This window comes from Streptomyces sp. NPDC002602 (assembly GCF_042889445.1).
Taxonomy (GTDB): Bacteria; Actinomycetota; Actinomycetes; order Streptomycetales; family Streptomycetaceae; genus Streptomyces.
The window spans coordinates 227,007-247,141 of record NZ_JBIAQX010000005.1; the positions used below are offsets into that span (position 1 = coordinate 227,007).

Genomic DNA, 20,135 nt, shown 5'->3' on the forward strand with positions numbered 1-20,135 from the left:
CCCGCGAGTATCGTCCTCACCTGCACTACCACTGTGTGGTGCGAAACCCGCGTTTCGATGCCGGAGGGCTCACGTTGTTCCGTACCGCGCTCATCAAGGCCACCGTCGGACCCGTCATGCGGCTGATGTTCCGCACCAAGGTGGAGGGCATCGAGAACATTCCGGGCACCGGTGCGGTGATCCTCGCGGGCAACCACCTCACCTTCATCGACTCGATGATCCTTCCCCTGGTGTGCGACCGGACGGTGCACTTCATCGGCAAGGACGAGTACGTGACGGGCAAGGGCCTCAAGGGTCGCGTGATGGCCTGGTTCTTCACCGGATCCGGCATGATCCCGGTGGACCGCGACGGCGCCAACGGCGGGGTCGCGGCCCTGATGACCGGTCGCCGGATCCTCGAAGAGGGCAAGATCTTCGGCATCTACCCCGAGGGCACCCGCTCCCCCGACGGCCGGCTCTACCGCGGTCGCACCGGCATCGCCCGTCTGACCCTGATGACGGGCGCGCCCGTGGTCCCGTTCGCGATGATCGGCACCGACAAGCTCCAGCCCGGCGGCAAGGGCATGCCCCGCCCGGGGCGGGTCACCCTGCGCTTCGGCGAGCCGATGGAGTTCTCCCGGTACGAGGGCATGGACCGCGACCGCTACGTCCTGCGCGCCGTCACCGACTCGGTGATGGCCGAGGTCATGCGCCTGTCCGGCCAGGAGTACGTGGACATGTACGCCACCAAGGCGAAGGCCGCCTGATCGGCTCCGCGCCGCCGCTACTGGCGGCGCAGTGACCGGCTGACGCCCGCCGCGGTGGTCGTGGCGAGGATCCAGCCGGTCACGATCAGCAGGTACGACAGCCACTGGTACCAGCCTCGTGGTGCGAAGGCGCCCTCCTGCCCGAATCCGATGATCGGCAGCATCAGGTCGATCGTGTAGAACGCGGCGTTGAACGGCGGGGTCTCGTCCGGCTTCAGGGCGGGCGGCGGCTCCAGCCCGTACGCGATCCACCCGGTGAGCAGCAGGGCCGTCAGCCAGCCCGCCGCCCGTATCGGCCGGTATCCGTAGCCGACGGTGACGTCCTGGAGCAGTCCCCAGAGCCGGGCGTGCCTCGGCTGGGTGCGTCGGTGTCGGCGGAGCTTGGCGAGTTGGACGGTCCGGGCCGCGAGTTCGTCGCCGACCGTGCGGTAGGCCGCGCAGAGCTGCTCGTAGGCGTACGGGAGGTACCCGGACTCCTCGCGTTCCAGGGCGGGCAGTCGTTGCTCGGCGGGCAGGTGCGGGGCGAGGGTGCGGTAGGTCAGGCCGTCGACGCGGATCCGCTCCGGCCAGGTGTCGGGCTCGATGTGGAGCAGGTCGAATGTGGAGCGGCGCAGGTTGACCTCGCCCTGGACCCTCGGGCAGGACCGCAGCCAGACCTCCCCGATCGCGCAGCTCGACGCGCGCAGGGCGACGCCGCCGGGGTTGACCAACCGGGCGTAGGCGAAATTGAGCTGGCCGGGGATGCGGGCTCCGGTGAGGTTGACCCGGCCCCGGGCCTCCATGCCCCTGGCCCGCAGGTCGGTTCCGACGGTGAGGTTCTCGGCGTGCAGGGCGGTGTCGCCGGGGGCGAACAGGCGGGCACCGTCGAGGTTCACCTGGCCGCCGACGACGGCGCCGTTGGCGCGGGTCTGGCCGTGGACGGTGAGGTCCATGGCGATGACGTCGGTGCCGATCTGGGCGTGGTTGATCTGGAGCGGCGGTTCCTCGTCCGGGTCCTGTCCGCCCGGCGCGTCCGGGTTCCCGAGGACCGCCCGCCGGATGAAGAGGCCGCCGGATATGCGGGCGCCCTGGAGGCGGACGGGCCCGGTGATCCGGCAGCAGGACAGTCGCAGCGCGATGTCGACGCTCACGGTGGCGCCGGTCAGGCCGGGCAGTGTCGAGTCGGACAGGACGAGGGCGCGCAGTTGGGCCCCGTGGACGAGGGGCTTGCGTTCGAACCAGCAGCCCCGCAGGCGGATCCCGTACGGCACGATCGCGTACTTGAGGTCCAGCTTGCCGGTGATCCGGGCGCCCCTGACGTTGAGCCCGGGCACCTGGCCGGCGGCCGGGGTCCCGCTCAGCACCAGGGCGGTGATCACCTCGGCGCGCAGGGTCCGCTCGGGCCCCCAGGAGTCACCCTCCGAGGAGTCCTCGTCGGGTGACGGCCTGAAGTCGACGCCTTCGCCGCGCGGGAAGGCGTCCCATACGCGGCGCTCGGCCGGCGTCAACTCGTTGATCTCCATCGCCGGGATGGTGTCCCGCGCGTCGACGGACTGTCAACCATGCGCGGGACACCGCTCCTTGAGGAGATCAAGGCGCCGTGGTCAGTGCTCGATCCCGTCCTGGAGCTTCTGCCCCTTGAGCAGGAACCAGGCGGCCACGGCGGTGGCCAGCAGGACGGCCGCGCCGACGCCGGAGGCGAGTCGCAGCCCGTCCACGAAGGCGACCTGTGCCGCGTCGACCATCGTCCGGGCGGTCTCCGGGTCCAGCGACTTGGCCGCTTCGACGGCGCCGCCGAGCGATTCGTGCGCCGCGTCGGCGACCGGGCCGGAGACGGACGCCGGGGCGGTGAAGCTCTGGTAGACGCCGGTGACGATGGAGCCGAGCAGGGCGATGCCGAGGGCGGCGCCGAGTTCGTACGCGGTCTCGGAGACGGCCGAGGCGGAACCGGCCTGCTCCTTGGGGACGCTGGAGAGGATGACGTCGGCGGTGACCGTGAAGGAGAAGCCGGCGCCGAGGCCGACGACGAGCAGGGCCGCGCCGAGCAGCGGGTAACCGGTCTCCTTGTGGATCACGGTCAGGACGGCGAGGGCCGCGCCGATGGCGGCGAGGCCACCGCTGACCAGCACCCGTACCGAGTACTTGCGGGCGTACCGGCCGGCGAGCAGACCCGTGGCCACCGCGCCGATCGCGGCGGGCAGCTCCGCCAGGCCCGCCTCCAGCGGCTCGCGCCCCTGGACGAGCTGGAGGAACTGGGACAGGAAGAAGACCAGGCCGGACAGTCCGAAGACGGTGAGCAGGTCGGCGAGGACCGCGCCGGAGAAGCCGCGGTGCTTGAACAGCCGCATGTCGAGCAGCGGCGCGGTCAGCGTGAACTGGCGGCGCACGAAGGCGTAGAGCGTGCCGATGCCGAGGACGGCGATGCCGGCGGCCTCCCACGAGGGCCCGTGGGTGGCGGCTTCCTTGACGGCGTAGACGACGGCGATGATGCCGACGAGGGAGAGGCCGACACTGATCAGGTCCCAGGGCCCGGCGACCGGGTTCTTGGACTCGGGCAGCAGCTTGATGCCGACGATGACCAGGACGATCATCACGGGGAGGTTGATGAGGAAGACCGAGCCCCACCAGAAGTGCTGGAGCAGCGCTCCGCCGACGACGGGGCCGACGGCCGCGCCGGCCGAGGCGGTGGCGCCCCAGATGCCGATGGCGAGGCTGCGCTCCCTGGGGTCGTGGAAGATGTTGCGGATCAGCGCGAGGGTGGACGGCATCAGGGTGGCGCCGGCCACGCCGAGGAGCGCGCGGGCCACGATCATCATCTCGGGGCTGCTCGCGTAAGCGTTGAGCACGGAGACGGCGCCGAAGGCCGTGGCGCCGATGAGCAGCAGCTTCTTGCGGCCGATGCGGTCGCCGAGGGAGCCCATGGAGACGAGCAGACCGGCGATGACGAAGGAGTAGATGTCGCCGATCCACAGCAGTTGGGTGCCGGACGGCTTGAGATCCTCGCTGAGGGCGGGGGTGGCGAGGCCGAGCACGGTGGCGTCGACCGCGACCAGCAGCACGGCCAGGACGAGCACGGAGAGCGCCAGCCAGCGTCCTCGGCTCTGTCCCTCCGTCCCCGTCCGCCTGCTCAGCTCTTCGGTACGACTCATTTCTCCACGCTCCGTCGTGCGCCACCGAGCAGCAGCTCGATGATCATGTACTGAAAGTCCTTGGCCGCGACCCGGCCGTCCATGACGGCCCAGGCGCAGGTGCCGACCAGCCCGTAGAGGGCCTCGGTGAGCCACGCGGGGCTCAGGTCGATCCTGATGTGTCCCTCTTCCTGGCCGCGCCGGAAGAGGGCGCTCACGCGGGCGTCGAGGCGGGCCCAGCCCTCGTTGACCTCGTCGCCCTCGAACAGTTGGTTCTCGGTGACGAGGAAGGCCAGCAGTTGGGCGTTGGGCTCCACCTCGGCGACGAGTCGCTTGAGCGCGTCGACGGCCGTGTCCTCTCCGAGGCGGGCGTTGTCGAACGCCACCTCGAACTCGCGGATCCCCAGATCCTCCAGGGCCCGTACGAGGGCGTCGCGCCCGGCGAAGTGTCGGTGGAGGGTCGCGCGGCCGATTCCGGCGGCGCGGGCGACCTCGTCCATCGTCGCGGTCGATTTGCGGGAGAGCAGGGCCGCCGCGTCGCGGAGCACCTGGTCACGATCCATGGCCATGAGACAACCATAACCCGAATGAGACAACTTTGTCTCATCGAGTGATCCAAAAATGGGCTGCCCCTTGGGGCGGCGAAAGGAATCCTGTCGAGATGAACCCGCGACACCGCCCCCTGCTGCTGATCGACGTCGACGGCCCGCTGAACCCGTACGCGGCCAAACCGCAGAGCCGCCCCGAGGGCTACGGCACCCACCGCATGCGCCCCACCGGCTGGACCGAGGCCGAGAGCCGCAAGCCCCTGCGGGTCTGGCTGAACCCCGACCACGGCACGGAGCTGCTCGCCCTGGCGGAGTCCTACGAGCTGGTCTGGGCGACGACCTGGAAGGACGAGGCCAACGACTGGATAGGCCCCCACCTGGGGCTCCCCCGGCTGCCGTACATCGACTGGCCACAGATGCACGGCCGGGCGCCGCGCGGCACCTTCTGGAAGACGCAGTACATCCTGGAGTACGCCCGGGAGCGCCCCTTCGCGTGGATCGACGACGACATCACCACGATGGACCGGGAGTACGTGGACCTGCACCATCCGGCGCGCACCCTGCTGATGCGGATCGACGAGCGGATCGGGCTGACCCCGGCCGACTTCGACGCGCTGGCGCGCTGGGCCGCGTAGGGCGCCCGGGCGACCGGCGGACCGGGCCGACCGGGCGGCATGGCACGCCGATGGGGGCGGCCGGAGCGGGTGCTCCGGCCGCCCCCATGGGGTCATGCGGCCACCGCTGTCGTTGCGGCTACTGCTGTCGTGCGGCTGCCGCTGTCGTGCGGCCACCGCCTTCGTGCGGCTACTACTGCCATGCGGCTACTACTGCCATGCGGCTGCCGCTGTCGTGCGGCTACTGCTTGTGGATCGCCCAGGCGTGCTGGATGACCAGGTCGGCCTTGAGCTCGGTGAGCTGGGTGGCCACCGCCGAGGGGGCGGTGCCGCCCCGGCCGTTGCGGGAGGCCAGGGCCCCGGCGACGTTCAGGACGGTACGGACCTCGGGGGTGAGGTGCTCCGAGATCTTCGCGAACTGCTCGTCGGTGAGCTCGTCGAGCTCGATGTCGAGCGCCTCGCACTCCTTGACGCACTCGCCGGCCACCTCGTGCGCCACCCGGAACGGCACGCCCTGCTTGACCAGCCACTCCGCGATGTCGGTGGCGAGGGAGAAGCCCGCCGGGGCCAACTCCTCCATCCGCTGCCGGTTGATCGTGAGGGTGGCCATCATGCCGGTGAAGGCGGGGAGCAGGACTTCGAGGGTGTCGCAGGAGTCGAAGACGGGCTCCTTGTCCTCCTGCAGGTCCCGGTTGTAGGCGAGCGGGAGGGCCTTCAGGGTGGCGAGCAGGCCGGTCAGGTTGCCGATGAGCCGACCCGACTTGCCCCGCGCGAGCTCGGCGATGTCCGGGTTCTTCTTCTGCGGCATGATCGACGAGCCGGTGGAGAAGGCGTCGTGCAGGGTCACGAAGGAGAACTCCTTCGTGTTCCAGATGATGATCTCCTCCGCGATCCGGGACAGGTTGATCCCGATCATCGCGGTGATGAAGGCGAACTCGGCGACGAAGTCCCGGGAGGCGGTGCCGTCGATCGAGTTGCCGACCGAGCCGCGCTCGAAGCCCAGGTCGGCGGCGACCGCCTCCGGGTCCAGGCCCAGCGAGGAGCCCGCGAGGGCGCCCGAGCCGTACGGGGAGACCGCGGTCCGGGTGTCCCACTGGCGCAGCCGCTCGGCGTCCCGGGACAGGGACTGCACGTGGGCCAGCACGTGGTGGGCGAAGAGCACCGGCTGCGCGTGCTGGAGGTGGGTCCGGCCCGGCATGGCCACGTCGGGGTGCGTCTCGGCGAGACCGACCAGCGCGTCCTGGAGGTCCGCGATCAGGCCGCCGACGATCCGGGCGTGGTCGCGCAGGTACATCCGGAAGAGGGTGGCCACCTGGTCGTTGCGGGACCGGCCGGCGCGCAGCTTGCCGCCGAGGTCGGCGCCGAGCCGCTCCAGGAGACCCCGCTCCAGGGCGGTGTGGACGTCCTCGTCGGCGATCGTGCCGACGAAGGAGCCGTCGGCCACGTCGGCCTCCAGCCGGTCCAGACCGTCGGTCATCCGGTCCAGTTCCTCGGCCGTCAGGAGACCCGCCTTGTGCAGGACGCGGGCGTGGGCCCGGGAACCGGCGATGTCGTACGGCGCGAGGCGCCAGTCGAAGTGGACCGACGCGGACAGTTTCGCGAGGGCCTCGGCGGGGCCGTCGGCGAACCGGCCGCCCCAGAGCCGGACGTCACCACCGTTGTTGCTGCTCACAGCTACTGCTCCTCAGGACTGCATGCTCGGATGTGCGCGGACTCCCCGCCGCGGAGGTGTCGGGGAGGCCGACGTCGTACTGCGCAACGACCCAACGACTGGACTCAGACGAGGTCGCGGCGTGCGGCGATCTTCGACGACAGGCCGAAGATCTCGATGAAACCCCGGGCCTCGGACTGGTCGAAGATGTCGCCCGAGCCGTAGGTGGCCGGGCGGATGACGTCCAGGTCCCCGCCGCCCTGGCCGACGTCCACGGCGACGGCGACGACCTCGGCGCCCGTCTCCTCGGCGAGCCGGCCGATGGCGACGGAGGCGTCCGGACCGCCCGAGTAGGCGAGTACGACTCGCTCGGTCACGGGAGCGCCTCCTCACGGTGCGTTCGGCACGATGCGTTCAACGATGGGCATAACTATGCACTGCTCCGTATGTTTCGTCAATCGACCGACCTCGTACACCCCTGGCCTGCGGTTATTCAATGGCCCGTGCCGTATGAACGTCTGCGGTATCGGCGCATCGAGGGCGCGGAGGACCGCGCCGGCGTGGGTGGACACCCGGGGTCTCACGCCGTGAAACGTGCGGCGGTCGTCCCTCGCGGCGGGAGATGATCAGGTCATGGGAAAACTGCATGAACGGATCGACGGCCGCCTGCGGAAGTTCATCGAGGACCAGCCGGTCTTCTTCACCGCGACCGCCCCGCTCGCCGGGGACGGTCATGTCAACCTCTCCCCCAAGGGCCGCGCCGGGACGCTCGTCGTCATCGACGAGCAGACCCTCGCCTATCTCGACTTCGGCGGGAGCGGCGCCGAGACCGTCGCCCACGTCCGCGAGAACGGCCGCATCACGCTGATGTGGTGCGCGTTCTCCGGTCCGCCGAACATCGTGCGCATCCACGGCGAGGGCGAGGCGGTCTTCCGTGACGATCCGCGCTGGGGCGAGCTGATCGCCCTGTTCGGGGAGGCCGACGGGCCCTCGGCGCGGGCGATCGTCGTGGTCCACGCCCGGCGGATCGCGGACGTCTGCGGTTACGCAGTCCCCCTCATGGACTACCAGGGCGAGCGCACCCTGCACGCGGAGTACTTCGGCCGCAAGACGGACGAGGAGTTCGCCGAGTACTGCGAGAAGAAGGACCACATCGGAACGAGTCTCGACGGCCTGCCTGCGCTGCCTCTGCCCCTCCCTGCCCGTACCGTCTGACGGGTGCTGCGTACCGCTCTCCTCGCCGGCTCACTGTTCGTCACAAGCCTGCTGTGGCCCGGCCCCACGCCCCTGCCCGCGCGCCTCGCCGACACCGGGGGCGGCAGTCAGTTGATCGTCGCCGTCGCCCCCTCCGCCGGCTCCACGACCGGTCGGCTCACCTGGTGGGACCGTCGCGCGGGACGCTGGTACAAGGCGGGCAGCGCCCCCGCGCGGTTCGGGGCGAACGGCCTGGCCGAGGGCACCACCCGGGTCCAGGGCACCAGCACCACCCCGGCGGGCCTGTACGGACTGCCGTACGCGTTCGGCATCGCGGCCCCGCCCGCGGGCACGAAGTACCGCACCCGGTACCGACGGGTGACCGAGCGTTCCTGGTGGTGCCAGGACAACGCGTCGAGCAGCTACAACCGCTGGGTGGAGCCGCTGCCCGCCGACTGCGCGCCGGGCGAGGCCGAGCACCTGGTCACCTACCGGCAGCAGTACGCGCACGCGCTGGTGATGGACTTCAACTACGACCGGCCGGTGCGCGGCCGGGGTGCGGGCATCTTCCTGCACGTCGACGGCAAGGGTGCGACGGCGGGCTGTGTGTCCGTGCCGGAGCGGTCGATGCGCGCGATCCTGCGCTGGGCGGACCCCCGGCGCCGGCCGCACATCGCGGTCGGCACGCAGGACGGCCCGCTCGCCGTGACCCGGTACTAGGGGCTCTCCCGGCGCGGGCGCGGTCGGCGGACACGCGGGCGTGCGGGGCGTGCGGGGCGGGGCGCTGCGGGGTGGCGGACGGGAGGCCTTCGCCGGTCCGCCCGGCGGCCCGGCGCGCCGGTTCCGCACCGCCCGCCGGCGCCCCGCCTCCTGTGGGCCCGGACGCGCGGGCCCCGGGCGACGGGGCCGCGCGGCCGGTCCCGGTCTTCGAGACCGCGGTGCACCAGGGCGGTGCGCCGGGCGTCCAGCGCCGTCAACGCCGGGTGCGGGAGAGCCCGGTGGCGCTCCGCCGGCAGGTCGGGAACGGCCGTGGCGGCGAGCATCCTGCGGTGGACGGGTTCCGCGCACCACAGGGCCACGAGCGCCGCCGCGGTCGCCAGGGTCGAGGCCCACTGGGCGACCGTGTGCGGGCGTGACTCCAGTACCGCCATGGCGGACGCCGCCATCAGGGCGAGCAGCGGAAGCAGCAGCAGACATCCGCAGGCCGACAGACACGGCCGGTCGGCGCCGGGCGCGCCGCCCGGTGGCCGGGGCAGTCGCGGCCAGGTCGCCTCCCGGTCCCGGCGGTACGCGGCGAGCCGCTCCAGGTACACCGCGTCGTGCCGGTGGATCCGGCCCGGGGAGACGAGCCGGGGGTGGCTGCGGCGGACGGCTTCCAGCAGCGCGGCGGGTACCGGGTGCGCGGGCGTTCGCCCCTTGGTGCGGCCCGCCTTCGTCAGCCGGACCAGGCCGCGGTGGTCGAGGTACGCGTACCGGTCGAGGAGCAGCTCGGCGGCGGCCGCCTCGGTCGCGTGGCCGGTGACGACGGCGGAGTGGTACGGATCCACGTCCAGGCCGGCGACGGCCTCGGCCAGGGCCCGACCGGCGGCGGCCCGGTGCCACCACCGCACGCCGACGGCCCCGTACAGGAGGCAGACCACGACGGTCAGCGAGGCGGGGAGGGCGAAGGAGTGCACCCTCCGAGGCTAGGGGGCGAACAGGCGTTCCCGACAGCCGATTTCGGTGCCCGCCCCCGGGGCTCCCGCCCCCAAGACTCCCGCCCCCGAGGCACCTGTCCCCGAGGCTCCCGTCACCAAGGCTCCCGCCCCCAAGACTCCCGCCCCCGAGGCATCCGTCCTCAAGGCTCCCGTCCCCAAGGCATCCGCCCGAGGCTGGGCGCCCGGGGCGGGTCGCCCGGGGCGGGTCGCCTCGCGGGGCTCAGCCCTCCTTCTGCGCCAACCGCAGCAGGTGGTCGGCGAGGGCCTGACCGCCCGCCGGATCACGGCTGATGAGCATCAGGGTGTCGTCACCGGCGATGGTGCCGAGGATCTCCCGGAGTTCGGCCTGGTCGATCGCGGACGCGAGGAACTGGGCCGCACCCGGCGGGGTGCGCAGGACCACGAGGTTCGCGGAGGCCTCGGCGGAGATCAGCAGTTCCCCGGAGAGGCGCCGCATGCGCTCCTCCTTCGCCGACTCGCCGAGGGGGGCCTGCGGGGTGCGGAAACCGCCCTCGCTGGGCACCGCGTAGATCAGCTCGCCGCCGGTGTTGCGGATCTTCACCGCGCCCAGCTCGTCGAGGTCCCGGGAGAGCGTGGCCTGGGTGACGCTCAGCCCGTCGTCGGCGAGCAGCTTGGCCAACTGGCTCTGCGAGCGCACCGGTTGCCGATTGAGGATGTCCACGATCCGGCGGTGGCGTGCCGTGCGGGTCTGGGGGACGGACTGGCCGTTCTGCTCGTGTTCCTGCGCCTGACTCATCGTCGTCTCATTCCCCGGTTCGTCCGTCCCCGTTGGCTGCGTCCTTGGCTGCGTCGAGCACGCCGGGCAGGGCCCCGAGGAACGCGTCCGCCTCGGCCTCGGTCAGTACGTACGGGGGCATCAGCCGTACGACGTCGGGGGCGGGCGCGTTCACCAGGAAGCCGGCGTCCTGGGCCGCCTGCTGCACCAGGGCGGCGAGCGGCTCGGTCAGCACGATACCCAGCAGGAGGCCGGCGCCGCGGACGTGGGAGACCAGGCCGTGGCCCAGGCCCTCGATCCCGGAGCGCAGCCGTTCGCCGCGTGCCTTGACCCGGTCGAGCAGGCCGTCGGCGGCGATGGTGTCGATCACGGCGAGGCCGGCGGCGCAGGCGACCGGGTTCCCGCCGAAGGTGGTGCCGTGCTGGCCGGGCCGGAGCAGCTCGGCGGCCGGGCCGAAGGCGGCGACGGCGCCGATCGGCAGGCCACCGCCCAGGCCCTTGGCGAGCGTGACGAGATCGGGTTCGACGCCCTCGTGGGCCTGGTGCTCGAACCACTGGCCGCACCGCCCGACGCCGGTCTGCACCTCGTCGAGCACGAGCAGGGTCCCGGTGGCCCGGGTGATCTCACGGGCGGCCGTCAGATAGCCGGCGGGCGGGACGACGACGCCGTTCTCGCCCTGGATCGGTTCGATGATCACCAGCGCGGTCTCCTCGGTGACGGCGGCCCGCAGGGCCTCCACATCGCCGTAGGGCACGTGCGTGACCTCGCCGGGCAGGGGCAGGAAGGGCTCCTGCTTCGCGGGCTGGCCGGTGAGCGCGAGGGCGCCCATGGTCCGGCCGTGGAAGCCGCCGTCGGTGGCCACCATGTGGGTCCGGCCGGTCAACCGGCCGATCTTGAAGGCGCCCTCGACGGCCTCGGCGCCGGAGTTGCAGAAGAAGATCCGCCCGGGCCGGTCGAAGAGCTGGAGCAGCCGCTCGGCGAGTGCCAACACCGGCCCGGAGGCGTACAGGTTGGAGACGTGGCCGAGGGTGGAGATCTGCGAGGTGACGGCCGACACGATCGCCGGGTGCGCGTGGCCCAGGGCGTTGACCGCGATGCCGCCGACGAAGTCGGTGTACTGCCTGCCGTCCGCGTCCCAGACCTGGGCGCCTTCGCCGCGCACGAGGGCCAGCGCCGGGGTGCCGTAGTTGTCGGTCAGCGCCTCCCGCCAGCGGGCGCCGTAGCGCTGGTTGCCGGTCTCCTGGTTGCCGGTCATGCGGGTTCCCCTCCCTGTGCGTCGGGCACGACCATCGTGCCGATTCCCTCGTCGGTGAAGATCTCCAACAGGATCGAGTGCTGGACCCGTCCGTCGATCACGCGGGCGGTGTTCACCCCGTTGCGCACGGCGTGCAGGCAGCCCTCCATCTTGGGCACCATGCCGCTGGACAGCTCGGGCAGCAGTTTCTCCAGCTCGCCGACGGTGAGCCGGCTGATCACCTCGTCGCTGTTCGGCCAGTCCGCGTACAGGCCCTCGACGTCGGTGAGGACCATCAGCGTCTCGGCGCCCAGCGCGGCGGCGAGGGCCGCGGCCGCCGTGTCGGCGTTGACGTTGTAGACGTGGTGGTCGTCGGCGCTGCGCGCGATGGAGGAGATGACGGGGATCCGGCCGTCGGCCAGCAGCGCCTCGATCGCGCCCGTCTCGATGGCGGTGATCACCCCGACCCGGCCGATGTCGACGAGTTCGCCGCCGATCTGCGGGCTGTGCTTGGTCGCGGTGATGGTGTGGGCGTCCTCGCCGGTCATGCCGACGGCGAGCGGCCCGTGCTGGTTGAGCAGCCCGACCAGCTCGCGCTGGACCTGTCCCGCGAGCACCATGCGTACGACGTCCATGGCCTCCGGCGTGGTGACGCGCAGGCCCGCCTTGAACTCGCTGACCAGGCCCTGCTTGTCCAACTGGGCGTTGATCTGCGGTCCGCCGCCGTGCACGACGACGGGCCGCAGGCCGGCCTGGCGCAGGAAGACCACGTCCTGGGCGAAGGCCGCCTTGAGGTTCTCGTCGATCATGGCGTTGCCGCCGAACTTGATCACGACGATCTTGCCGTTGTGGCGGGTCAGCCAGGGCAGGGCCTCGATGAGGATCTCGGCCTTGGGGAGCGCGGTGTGCTTCCTCGCGGTGCTCATGAGCTGTACGCGCTGTTCTCGTGGACGTACTCGGCGGTCAGGTCGTTGGTCCAGATCACCGCGGACGCGGAGCCGTTCGCGAGGTCGGCGGTGATGCGGACCTCGCGGTCCTTCATGGAGACCAGCTCGCGGTCCTCGCCGACCGAGCCGTTGCGGCACACCCAGACGCCGTTGATGGCGACGTTCAGCCGGTCCGGGTCGAAGGCGGCCCGGGTGGTGCCGATGGCGGAGAGCACCCGGCCCCAGTTGGGGTCCTCGCCGTGGAGGGCGCACTTGAGGAGGTTGTTCCGGGCGATGGACCGGCCGACCTCGACCGCGTCGTCCTCGCCGAGCGCGCCGACGACCTCGACGCGGATGTCCTTGCTCGCGCCCTCGGCGTCGCCGATCAACTGTCGGGCGAGGTCGTCGCAGACCGTCCGTACGGCCTCCGCGAAGTCCTCGTACACGGGCACCCGGCCGGACGCGCCCGAGGCGAGCAGCAGCACGGTGTCGTTGGTGGACATGCAGCCGTCGGAGTCGACCCGGTCGAAGGTGGTGCGGGTGGCGGCGCGGAGCGCCTTGTCGAGGGTGGGGGCGTCCAGGTCGGCGTCGGTGGTGAGGACGACGAGCATGGTGGCCAGTCCCGGGGCGAGCATGCCCGCGCCCTTGGCCATGCCGCCGACGGTCCAGCCGTCCCGGGTGACGGTGGCCGTCTTGTGCACGCTGTCGGTGGTCTTGATGGCGATGGCCGCGTCCTCGCCGCCGTCGGCGGAGAGGGCGGTGACCGCGGTCTCGACGCCGGCGAGCAGCTTGTCCATGGGGAGCAGGACGCCGATCAGGCCGGTGGAGGCGACGGCGATCTCGCCGGCGTTGTGTTCGCCGCCGAGCGCCTCGGCGACCTTCTCCGCCGTGGCGTGGGTGTCCTGGAACCCCTTGGGGCCGGTACAGGCGTTGGCGCCGCCGGAGTTGAGGATCACCGCGCTGACGGCGGCGCCGCGCAGGACCTGCTCGGACCAGTGCACGGGCGCGGCCTTGACGCGGTTGGAGGTGAAGACGCCCGCGGCCGCCAGTCGCGGCCCGTTGTTGACCACGAGGGCCAGGTCCGGGCTGCCGTTCGCCTTGATTCCGGCGGCGATGCCCGCCGCCGTGAATCCCTGTGCTGCCGTGACGCTCACGGTGCGACTCCGATCGTGGAAAGACCCAGGCCCTCGTCGAAGCCGAGGGCGATGTTCATGCTCTGCACCGCGCCGCCGGCGGTGCCCTTGGTCAGGTTGTCGATGGCGCTGATCGCGATGATCCGCCCGGCGGACTCGTCGTACGCCACCTGAACCTGGGCGGCGTTGGAGCCGTGGACGGACTTGGTGACGGGCCACCGCCCCTCGGGGAGGAGGTGTACGAAGGGCTCGTCGGCGTACGCCTTCTCGTACGCGGCGCGGACCGCTTCGGCGGTGGTGCCGGGGAGGGCCTTGGCGGAGCAGGTGGCGAGGATGCCCCGGGCCATGGGCACCAGGGTGGGCGTGAAGGACACCGAGACCCGCCGGCCCGCGAGGGGGCTGAGGTTCTGCACCATCTCGGGCGTGTGGCGGTGGCCGCCGCCCACCCCGTACGGGGTGACCGCGCCCATCACCTCGGAGCCGAGCAGGTGGGGCTTGAGGGCCTTGCCGGCGCCGGAGGTGCCGGTGGCGGCCACGATCACGGCCTCCGGCTCGGCGAGTCCCGCCGCGTACGCCGGGAACAGCGCGAGCGAGACGGCGGTGGGGAAGCAGCCGGGAACGGCGATACGCTTGGCCCGCTCCAACGCGGCGCGGGCGCCGGGGAGCTCGGGAAGTCCGTAGGGCCAGGTTCCGGCGTGCGGAGCGCCGTAGAACCTGTCCCAGTCGGCGGAGTCCTTGAGCCGGTGGTCGGCGCCCATGTCGACGACGAGGACGTCTTCGCCGAGCCGCGCGGCGACGGCTGCGGACTGGCCGTGCGGCAGGGCGAGGAAGACGACGTCGTGTCCGGCGAGGACCTCGGGCGTGGTCGCCTCCAGGGTCCGGTCGGCGAGTGGCACGAGGTGCGGTTGCAGGGCGCCGAGGGACTGGCCCGCGTTGGAGTTGCCGGTCAGCGCGCCGATCTCCACCTCGGGGTGCGAGAGCAGCAGGCGCAGGACTTCACCGCCCGCGTATCCGCTCGCTCCGGCCACCGCTACACGTACCGCCATCGGACCCTCCTCATCGATGGCATGACTATACGTATCTATGCACGTTTATGCAAAGCCCCGCAGGGCACGCACCGCATCGCCTCGCGTCACCCCGCCTCGCCTCGCGTCACCTCGCGTCACCTCGCATGGCGCCGCGCCGTCCGATCGCGGCCCGCGCATGTCGCCCCCGGTTCGGTCGCGGTGCGCGGCACAGTGGTGTCGTGAACGCTGACGACGGCAACATTCTGGCCCGGGGACACGTCGCGACCCGGCTGCCCGCGCAGGATCTGGAGCGGGCGAGGCGTTTCTACGCCGAGAGGCTGGGTCTGGAGCCCGTGGACGAACGGCCGGGTGGGCTGTTGTACCGGTGCGGGGGCACGGAGTTCGTGCTGTTCGCGTCGACGGGGGCGTCCCCCGGCACGTTCACCCAGATGGGCTGGGTGGTCGACGACCTGACCTCGGTCGTGGCGGAGCTGCGGCGACGCGGGGTGCGGTTCGAGGAGGTCGACGCGCCCGGGTTGCACACCGAGGGCGGGATCGCCGAGATCGAGGGGAACTACCCGAGCAAGGGGGCGCGGGGTGAGCGCGCCGCCTGGTTCCGTGACAGCGAGGGGAACCTGGTGGGGATCGGCGAGCCGATCCTCTGACCGGCCCGCCGAGACCGGACCCGGCCCGCCGAGACCGGGACCGGCCGGCCCCGGTCCCGACCGTTCGCCTCAGCCGAGCGGGTGCCGCACCCACACGTTCGGTTCCACGTACACGGCGTACCCCTGCTCCGCCTCGCACCGGACGGGGACGAGCGCGCCCGGCACCCGTACCGGGCCGGTCGTGTCGAAGGGCAGCCCGGTCCACTCCCGCCAGTCGGCCAGGGACCCGCTGACCATCATGGACAGCGGGGCCACGGAGTCGATGACGGCCCCCGCGCGGACGTGGACCCGCAGCCACGGGTCGTGGGGCAGACCGTCCTCGCGGGTGCGGTGCGCGTACTCGTCCATCGGGGTGTCCGGCTCGGCGTGCTTGCCGTTCGGCCGTACGGGGGCCACGACCTCGGCGAAGCCGCGGGCGCGGGCGTTGTCCCGCATGGTCGCGAGCATCAGCCCCGACAGCCCCTCGCCCTGCCGGTCGGCGGCGACGGTGATCTCGATGGCGCTGACCGTGTCGGGCGCGACCCCGCGCCGCAGGTCGGAGAAGGCCCACAGCAGGACCTGGTCCCAGCCGCGGGCGGGCAGCCCGCCGGCGCCGCGGCCTTCCGCACGCAGGGCGAAGGGCAGGCTGAACGCCCTGGCGACCACCGCGTCGCCGTCCGTGCCGACCAGTACGTGGTCGGGGAACTCGGCCACCATGCGCGGGTACAGCAACCAGGCCAGCGAGTCGTGGCCCGCGAACGGGGGCCACGGGTCCTTCATGTCCCAGAGCCGGGCGGCCAGTTCGGGACGGCGGGCCAGGGTGGTGATCTCGATGCCGGTCATGGGCGCAGGCTAGGCGTGGCTCGCGCGCCCCTCAACCGAATTGCGGGGCGGCGTCACGCGTGGGGGTCGAGGCCGGATCGCAGCCGTTGGGCGGCCTCGGTCAGCTCGCCCGCGCCGGCGACGCCGGCGAAGCTGAGCCGTACGTAGGGCCCCGGCGGTTCCGCGCCGAAGTACGGGCGGCCGGGCGCGACCGCGACCCCGGCCCGGAGGGCCGACGCGACGAAGGCGGACTCGTCCGCGCCGTCCGCGAGCCGGAGCCACAACTGGTATCCACCGGCGGGCGGATGGGGGATGGTCAGGGCGGGCAGTTCCCGGCGCAGGGCGCCCGCGAGGACGTCCCGGCGGTGCCGCAGCTCGGCGGCGACGGCCCGCAGGTGCCGGGGCCAGGCGGGCGCGCCGACCAGTTCGAGGGCGGCCTCCTGGAGCGGGCGGGAGACGAAGAAGCTGTCCACGACCTGGATGGCGCGCAGCCGGTCGAGGACCGGCCCCCGGGCGGCCAGCGCTCCCACGCGCAGGCTGGGCGAGGTCGCCTTGGTGAGCGAGCGGACGTGGACGACGACCCCGTCGGCATCGTCGGCGGCGAGGGTGGCGGGCAGCGGGCCGGCGTCCTCGTGGGCCAGGTTCCGCGCGTAGTCGTCCTCGACCACGAAGGCCCCCGCCGCGCGCGCGATCCGTACGACCTCGGCGCGGCGCGCGGTCGCGAGGACGGAGCCGGTCGGGTTCTGGAACAGCGGCTGGCAGACGAAGACGCGGGCGCCCGTCGCCTCGAAGGCGGCCGCCAGCAGCTCCGGGCGGACCCCCTCGGCGTCCACGGGGACCGGCACGGGGCGACAGCCGGAGGCGCGGGCGATGGCGAGCAGCCCGGGGTAGGTGGGCGACTCCACGAGGATCGGCGCGCCTGGCGGGGCCAGTGCCCGCAGCGCGGTCGTCAGGGCGCTCTGCCCGCCCGCGGTGACCAGCACGTCGGCAGCCGACACCGCGCCGCCGATCTCCCGGGCGAACCAGTCGCGCAGCTCGGGCAGCCCCTCCACCGGGGGCCTGCTCCACGCGCCGGGCCGGCGGCCGGCGCGGGCGAGGGCGGCCGCCATGGCCCGCTCGGGCTGGAGCGAGGGGTGCAGGTATCCGCTGTTCAGCTCGATCACCCCGGACGGCGGGGCGGCCAGCGAGACCAGCACCCCGGAGGCGTCCACGGAGCGCGGGACCACGTCGCCGGCGCCCTCCCCGCTGAGGGTGACCTCCTGCCAGGAGGTGTCCCCGGACGCCGATTCCGCGGAGCGCGGTCGGGCCCGGAACACCCCGGCGCCGGGTCGGGTGACGACCAGCCCCTCGGCCGCGAGCAGGGCCAGGGCCCGCGACACGGTGACCGGACTGACCCGGTAGTGCTCCACCAGGGCCCGACTCGACGGCAGCTTTCCACCCACCGAGTAGCGGTTCAGTTCCGACTTGAGGGATTCGGCCAGCTCCGCCGCACTGCTACGCTCGTACATGACAGCACAGAATAGCGCTACTCGTCCCATCCCGATAGCGGTTCAGCGCGGGGCCAGAAGCGGATCCGCTCTCGCCGGGCTCGGGGTCGTCGCCTTCTCGCTGACCTTCCCCGCCACCGCCTGGGGCCTGGAGAGCTTCGGCCCCTGGTCCCTCGTCGCCGTGCGCAGCGTCCTCGCCGCGGCGATCGCGGGCGCCTTCCTGCTGGCCCGCCGGGTGCCGCTGCCCGACCGCGCGCACTGGGCGGGGCTGGCCGTCGTCGCCGCGGGGGTCGTCGTCGGCTTCCCCCTGCTCACCACCCTCGCGCTCCAGACCTCCACCACCTCGCACGCCGCCGTCGTGGTCGGCCTGCTCCCGCTGACCACCGCCGTGGTGTCCTCGCTGCGCACGGGGGCCCGCCCGTCGAGGCCGTTCTGGGCCGCGGCCGTCGCGGGGGCGGTGATCGTGCTCGGCTTCACCCTGGGCCAGAGCGGCGGCTCCCTCTCGGCCGGCGACGGCTACCTCTTCGGGGCGCTGCTCGTGTGCGCCGCCGGTTACACCGAGGGCGGGCGGCTCGCCCGCCTGCTGCCGGGCTGGCAGGTGATCGGCTGGGCGTTGGTGCTGTGCCTGCCGCTCAGCCTCGCCGGTTCGGTGCTGGGGTTGGCGTACGAGCCCGTGCACCTGACCGCGCACGGGGTGATCGGGCTGGTCTGGGTGGCGGCGGGCTCGACCTTCCTGGGGCTGTACGTCTGGTACCGGGGCATGGCGGAGATCGGCGCGGCCCGGGCCAGTCAGCTCCAGCTCGCGCAGCCCCTGCTGACGCTGGTCTGGTCGGTGGCGCTGCTCGGCGAGCACATGTCCCCGGCCGCACCGGTGGCGGCCGGTGCGGTACTCGTCTGCATCGCGGTGACACAGCGGGTCAAATAGTGCTGGAACGACCTAAACTGCTAGCACCGGATCAGACCGCCTTGTGAGGGAGGCCGGCTATGCGCGCGACCGAGGGCGACCAGTTGGTGCAGCACGGCAGGATCGTGGGCCAGCACGACAAGGTGGGTGAGATCACCCAGGTCCTGGGAGAGAACGGAACCCCTCCCTACCGGGTCCGCTTCCAGGACGGGCACGAGGCCGTGATGTCCCCGGGCCCCGACTGCGTCGTCAAGCACCCGCCCGAGCCCACCCACTGAACCCACACCCGACACACGGAGCGACACACGGACCGATGCGCGCCCGTCTCGACACCGAGGCCGACACCGAGGCCGACGCCGACGCCGGGGCTCAACGCGGCGGCACGCGCGTCGGATAGTGATCGGCCACCACCCTGGCCATCGCCCCGTTGGGGTCCGCGACCACCTGCTTCGCCGAGAAGTAGCAGTGGCCGCGGACCTGCGAGTGATCCCGGGCGAAGCGCACGTGACGCGACAACTCTCCCGGGTCGCGCCACGCGGCGGTGGGGCTCGCGGCGTCGCAGCGGTAGAGCGCCTCCCCCACGTACAGGTCCACGCCCGTGCCCTCGACGGTGCGCGCCCACCACGGCACGAGTGAGGCGTAGTCGGCGGTGGGGTGGCCGATCTGCCAGTAGACCTGCGGCGCGATGTAGTCGATCCAGCGTTCCTTGACCCACTTGCGGGTGTCCGCGTACAGGTCGTCGTAAGTGCCGATGCCCGCCCGGGTCGGGGAGCCGAGCGGATCCGACTCCTCGTTGCGCCAGACCGCGAACGGGCTGATCCCGAACCTCGTCCCCGGGCGGACCCCGCGGAGCTGCTCGGACATCTCCTTCACCAGGGTGTCGGTGTTGTGCCGCCGCCAGTCGGCGCGGGAGGCGAAGGAGCCGCCGTACTCCTCGTAGGCCTCGTCGTCGTCGAAGTCCACGCCGTCCACGGGGTACGGGTAGAAGTAGTCGTCCCAGTGCACGGCGTCGACCGGGTAGCGGGCGACCGCGTCGAGCATGGCCCGCTGCACGAAGGCCCGCACCTCGGGCAGTCCCGGGTTGTAGTAGAGCTTGCCGCCGTACGGAACCGTCCAGTCGGGGTTGCGGCGCGCCGGGTGCGCGGGGGCGAGCCGGGTCGGGTCGGTGTGGTTGGCCACCCGGTACGGATTGAACCAGGCGTGCAGTTCCAGCCCCCGCGCGTGGGCCTCGGTGACCGCCGTGCCCAGCGGGTCCCAGCCGGGGTCGACCCCCTGGGTCCCGGTCAGCCACTGGGACCAGGGCTCCAGCGCGGAGGGCCACATCGCGTCGGCGGTGGGCCGGACCTGGAGGACCACCGCGTTCAGCCGGCGCTCGACGGCGGTGTCGAGGAGCGCGAGGAGTTCCGCGCGCTGCGCGGCGGCGGACAGCCCCGTCTCCGAGGGCCAGTCGACGTTCTGTACGGAGGCGATCCACATCCCCCGGAGCTCGGCGGCCGGCGCCCCCGTCGGCACCGGCCTTCGCTCCTCGGGTCGCGTCCTGCCCGCCGCGCCGGCGGGTCCCGCCCCCGTGGCCGAGGCCAGCAGCCCCGCGCCCGCCACCAGCAGTCCCCGCCGCCCGATGTACGCCATGTGACGACTCCGTTCCGTTCCGTGACAATGCGTTGTGTGCGCCCAGCATGCCCGCC

Annotated in this window: 20 protein-coding genes and 1 pseudogene; 7 read left to right on the forward strand and 14 right to left on the reverse strand. The window is 72.6% G+C overall.

Going from position 1 to position 20,135, the window contains the following annotated elements:
- Positions 1 to 116: 116 nt before the first annotated feature.
- Positions 117 to 746: a lysophospholipid acyltransferase family protein gene (locus ACFYW3_RS17210; RefSeq protein ID WP_351763380.1), complete on the forward strand. Its 630-nt coding sequence runs from the start codon at positions 117 to 119 to the stop codon at positions 744 to 746.
- A 17-nt stretch (positions 747 to 763) separates the two neighbouring features.
- On the opposite strand, the gene ACFYW3_RS17215 is transcribed toward ACFYW3_RS17210, so the two are convergent.
- From ACFYW3_RS17215 to ACFYW3_RS17225, 3 genes are all read right to left on the reverse strand, one after another.
- Complete coding sequence (locus ACFYW3_RS17215; protein WP_351763374.1) at positions 764 to 2,248, reverse strand: membrane-associated oxidoreductase; 1,485 nt, start codon at positions 2,246 to 2,248, stop codon at positions 764 to 766.
- 81 nt (positions 2,249 to 2,329) lie between these two features.
- Positions 2,330 to 3,874, reverse strand: a complete 1,545-nt coding sequence (locus tag ACFYW3_RS17220) for an MFS transporter (RefSeq protein WP_351763372.1) — start codon at positions 3,872 to 3,874, stop codon at positions 2,330 to 2,332.
- Positions 3,871 to 4,422, reverse strand: a complete 552-nt coding sequence (locus tag ACFYW3_RS17225; protein WP_351763370.1) for a helix-turn-helix domain-containing protein — start codon at positions 4,420 to 4,422, stop codon at positions 3,871 to 3,873. Before ACFYW3_RS17225 ends, ACFYW3_RS17220 begins: the two co-directional genes overlap by 4 nt.
- A gap of 92 nt (positions 4,423 to 4,514) precedes the next feature.
- Here ACFYW3_RS17225 and ACFYW3_RS17230 point away from each other — a divergent pair, with 92 nt between their 5' ends.
- Positions 4,515 to 5,036, forward strand: a complete 522-nt coding sequence (locus ACFYW3_RS17230) for an HAD domain-containing protein (protein WP_389386668.1) — start codon at positions 4,515 to 4,517, stop codon at positions 5,034 to 5,036.
- 220 nt (positions 5,037 to 5,256) lie between these two features.
- Here the strand turns inward: ACFYW3_RS17230 and argH are convergent, their stop codons facing one another.
- Positions 5,257 to 6,687, reverse strand: coding sequence for an argininosuccinate lyase (argH, locus tag ACFYW3_RS17235; protein WP_389386669.1), 1,431 nt, complete (start codon positions 6,685 to 6,687; stop codon positions 5,257 to 5,259).
- A gap of 185 nt (positions 6,688 to 6,872) precedes the next feature.
- Positions 6,873 to 7,043, reverse strand: a pseudogene (locus ACFYW3_RS17240) (argininosuccinate synthase domain-containing protein); the annotation flags it as partial.
- A 256-nt stretch (positions 7,044 to 7,299) separates the two neighbouring features.
- Between ACFYW3_RS17240 and ACFYW3_RS17245 the strand changes: the two are divergent.
- Complete coding sequence (locus ACFYW3_RS17245; RefSeq protein WP_351763364.1) at positions 7,300 to 7,881, forward strand: pyridoxamine 5'-phosphate oxidase family protein; 582 nt, start codon at positions 7,300 to 7,302, stop codon at positions 7,879 to 7,881.
- A gap of 3 nt (positions 7,882 to 7,884) precedes the next feature.
- A complete protein-coding gene (locus tag ACFYW3_RS17250; protein ID WP_389386670.1) occupies positions 7,885 to 8,580 on the forward strand; it encodes a L,D-transpeptidase in 696 nt (231 codons plus the stop codon).
- Here the strand turns inward: ACFYW3_RS17250 and ACFYW3_RS17255 are convergent.
- From ACFYW3_RS17255 to argC, 6 genes are all read right to left on the reverse strand, one after another.
- On the reverse strand, positions 8,577 to 9,536 hold the full coding sequence (locus ACFYW3_RS17255; RefSeq protein WP_389386671.1) for a hypothetical protein: 960 nt from the start codon (positions 9,534 to 9,536) through the stop codon (positions 8,577 to 8,579). The two genes, ACFYW3_RS17250 and ACFYW3_RS17255, sit on opposite strands and share 4 nt — an antisense overlap.
- Before the next feature lie 241 nt (positions 9,537 to 9,777).
- Positions 9,778 to 10,314, reverse strand: coding sequence for an arginine repressor (locus ACFYW3_RS17260; RefSeq protein ID WP_053681932.1), 537 nt, complete (start codon positions 10,312 to 10,314; stop codon positions 9,778 to 9,780).
- A 7-nt stretch (positions 10,315 to 10,321) separates the two neighbouring features.
- Complete coding sequence (locus ACFYW3_RS17265) at positions 10,322 to 11,548, reverse strand: acetylornithine transaminase (protein WP_389386672.1); 1,227 nt, start codon at positions 11,546 to 11,548, stop codon at positions 10,322 to 10,324.
- Complete coding sequence (gene argB, locus ACFYW3_RS17270; protein WP_267797522.1) at positions 11,545 to 12,453, reverse strand: acetylglutamate kinase; 909 nt, start codon at positions 12,451 to 12,453, stop codon at positions 11,545 to 11,547. Before argB ends, ACFYW3_RS17265 begins: the two co-directional genes overlap by 4 nt.
- Positions 12,450 to 13,607: a bifunctional glutamate N-acetyltransferase/amino-acid acetyltransferase ArgJ gene (argJ, locus tag ACFYW3_RS17275; protein ID WP_389386673.1), complete on the reverse strand. Its 1,158-nt coding sequence runs from the start codon at positions 13,605 to 13,607 to the stop codon at positions 12,450 to 12,452. Before argJ ends, argB begins: the two co-directional genes overlap by 4 nt.
- Positions 13,604 to 14,632, reverse strand: a complete 1,029-nt coding sequence (gene argC / locus ACFYW3_RS17280) for an N-acetyl-gamma-glutamyl-phosphate reductase (RefSeq protein ID WP_351763222.1) — start codon at positions 14,630 to 14,632, stop codon at positions 13,604 to 13,606. The genes argJ and argC overlap by 4 nt, the downstream gene beginning before the upstream one ends.
- Before the next feature lie 200 nt (positions 14,633 to 14,832).
- Between argC and ACFYW3_RS17285 the strand changes: the two genes are divergently transcribed.
- Positions 14,833 to 15,258: a VOC family protein gene (locus ACFYW3_RS17285; protein ID WP_351763224.1), complete on the forward strand. Its 426-nt coding sequence runs from the start codon at positions 14,833 to 14,835 to the stop codon at positions 15,256 to 15,258.
- A 69-nt stretch (positions 15,259 to 15,327) separates the two neighbouring features.
- On the opposite strand, the gene ACFYW3_RS17290 is transcribed toward ACFYW3_RS17285, so the two are convergent.
- Both ACFYW3_RS17290 and ACFYW3_RS17295 read right to left on the reverse strand, forming a co-directional pair.
- Positions 15,328 to 16,080, reverse strand: a complete 753-nt coding sequence (locus ACFYW3_RS17290) for an N-acetyltransferase (RefSeq protein ID WP_389386674.1) — start codon at positions 16,078 to 16,080, stop codon at positions 15,328 to 15,330.
- 53 nt (positions 16,081 to 16,133) lie between these two features.
- Positions 16,134 to 17,567, reverse strand: coding sequence for a PLP-dependent aminotransferase family protein (locus ACFYW3_RS17295; protein WP_389386675.1), 1,434 nt, complete (start codon positions 17,565 to 17,567; stop codon positions 16,134 to 16,136).
- Here ACFYW3_RS17295 and ACFYW3_RS17300 point away from each other — a divergent pair.
- Together ACFYW3_RS17300 and ACFYW3_RS17305 are read left to right on the forward strand one after the other, a co-directional pair.
- Positions 17,566 to 18,471, forward strand: coding sequence for a DMT family transporter (locus ACFYW3_RS17300; RefSeq protein WP_351375457.1), 906 nt, complete (start codon positions 17,566 to 17,568; stop codon positions 18,469 to 18,471). The two genes, ACFYW3_RS17295 and ACFYW3_RS17300, sit on opposite strands and share 2 nt — an antisense overlap.
- A gap of 59 nt (positions 18,472 to 18,530) precedes the next feature.
- On the forward strand, positions 18,531 to 18,728 hold the full coding sequence (locus ACFYW3_RS17305) for a DUF1918 domain-containing protein (RefSeq protein ID WP_053681924.1): 198 nt from the start codon (positions 18,531 to 18,533) through the stop codon (positions 18,726 to 18,728).
- 91 nt (positions 18,729 to 18,819) lie between these two features.
- Here the strand turns inward: ACFYW3_RS17305 and ACFYW3_RS17310 are convergent, their stop codons facing one another.
- Positions 18,820 to 20,079, reverse strand: a complete 1,260-nt coding sequence (locus ACFYW3_RS17310) for a glycoside hydrolase family 10 protein (RefSeq protein ID WP_389386676.1) — start codon at positions 20,077 to 20,079, stop codon at positions 18,820 to 18,822.
- Positions 20,080 to 20,135: the final 56 nt, after the last annotated feature.